Here is a 1,840-nt window from a genome sequence, read left to right on the forward strand (position 1 = left end):
CGTACTGCAAAAAATGCATGAACACCGTGTTGAAAAAGTCCTTGTGGTTGATGCTCGATTCCACCTAAAAGGCATGATCACCGTTAAAGATTACAATAAAGCGGAACAAAAGCCTAATGCTTGTAAAGACGATAAAGGGCGCTTGCGCGTGGGTGCCGCTGTTGGCGCAGCAGCAGGGAACGAAGAACGCATTGCTGCATTAGTTGAAGCGGGTGTTGATGTATTATTAATTGATTCATCACACGGCCATTCGCAAGGTGTGCTTGAACGTATTCGCCAAGCAAGAAATGCTTATCCTGATTTACAAATCATTGGCGGTAATGTAGCTACCAGTGAAGGCGCTAAAGCCCTTATTGATGCAGGCGTTAGCGCTGTTAAAGTGGGGATTGGTCCCGGCTCAATTTGTACAACACGCATTGTTACTGGCGTTGGTGTACCGCAAATTAGTGCTATTATGGACGCTGTTGAAGTGGCACAAAAACATAATATTCCTGTTATTGCAGATGGTGGAATTCGCTATTCAGGTGACATCGCCAAAGCTATCGCAGCAGGTGCTTCTTGTGTGATGGTTGGATCAATGTTTGCCGGTACGGAAGAAGCCCCAGGCGAAATTGAACTATTCCAAGGTAGAGCGTATAAATCATATCGCGGAATGGGATCGCTTGGCGCAATGGCAAAAGGATCTTCTGATCGCTACTTCCAAACTGACAATGCTGCCGACAAACTTGTACCAGAGGGTATAGAAGGGCGCATTGCCTATAAAGGGCCATTAAAAGAGATTGTTCACCAGCAGATGGGGGGATTAAGATCTTGCATGGGATTAACTGGCTGCGCAACAATTGATGAATTAAGAACTAAATCCAAATTCTATCGTATTACTGGTGCAGGAATGAAAGAAAGTCATGTACATGATGTACTAATTACCAAAGAGCCACCTAATTATAGAGCATGAGCATAAAAAAGGGGGGATGTCCCTCTTTTTATTTTATATTTTTATAACTTGGGGTTCGGTTAGCTTTCAGATGTTTTGGGTTGAATAAATCGCAATAATGACAATGTCCGAAACCCAACCGCTCAATTATAGCTAAACATCGCCACCCAGCCCCTACATTATCAAAAAAACTCAGGTTATCATTGATTTTATTTGTTTTTTTGTTTATAATCCTGGATTAAAACTGTAACTATCCCCTAAAATAGTACAGCAAAAAAGTAGAAAATTCTCTATGATAAAAGTAAAAGAGGATTCAATTATGAAAAAAATGACTGAACATCAAATCGTCGCTATTTTAAAAGAAGCTGAAGCAGGTATTCCTGTCAAGGAACTCTGCCGTAAATATGGCATGGCAAATTCAACTTTCTATAAATGGCGAGAAAAATACGGCGGAATGGAAACCTCTGATATTAAACGTTTAAAGGAGCTTGAGGCCGAAAACCGTAAACTTAAACAGATGTTTGCCGAACTGAGCTTAAAATCCCAGCTTCAGGAAGAAATCATAAAAAAGCTTTAGTGCCCACAAAGGTACGTAAAATGTGGGCACAGCAACTACAACAAAATCATTCAGTTACTATTGCTATGAGTTGTGCCATTGTTGGCTTAAGCCGTTGTGCTTACTATCATCAACCTAAGTTACCGGATGATTCGGTGATTATTTCGGTGTTGAATGCTATCACAGACCGGCATTTACGCTGGGGCTTTCCCAAATGTTTTAATCGCATCAGAAAGCTCGGCTATAAATGGAATCATAAACGGGTGTATCGGGTGTATTGTGAGTTAAAACTTAATATTAGAGCTAAACGTAAAAAACGTATCCCCCAACGAACACCAGAAAAGCTATTGGTT

At 40.9% G+C, this 1,840-nt stretch carries 3 protein-coding genes; all 3 read left to right on the forward strand.

Annotated elements, in window-relative coordinates; all coding sequences use genetic code 11:
• Nucleotides 1–952: IMP dehydrogenase (gene guaB, locus A9G24_RS05900; protein WP_176701166.1), on the forward strand; the 952-nt coding region annotated here is incomplete at its 5' end.
• Nucleotides 953–1,250: 298 nt separating this feature from the next.
• A complete protein-coding gene (locus tag A9G24_RS05905) occupies nucleotides 1,251–1,508 on the forward strand; it encodes a transposase (RefSeq protein WP_065637205.1) in 258 nt (85 codons plus the stop codon).
• Between the two features lie 20 nt (nucleotides 1,509–1,528).
• Nucleotides 1,529–1,840, forward strand: a 312-nt coding sequence (locus A9G24_RS05910; RefSeq protein WP_141673089.1) for an IS3 family transposase, incomplete at its 3' end; no start/stop codon positions are given.

This window comes from Gilliamella sp. App6-5 (assembly GCF_001690525.1).
GTDB lineage: Bacteria > Pseudomonadota > Gammaproteobacteria > Enterobacterales > Orbaceae > Gilliamella > Gilliamella apicola_H.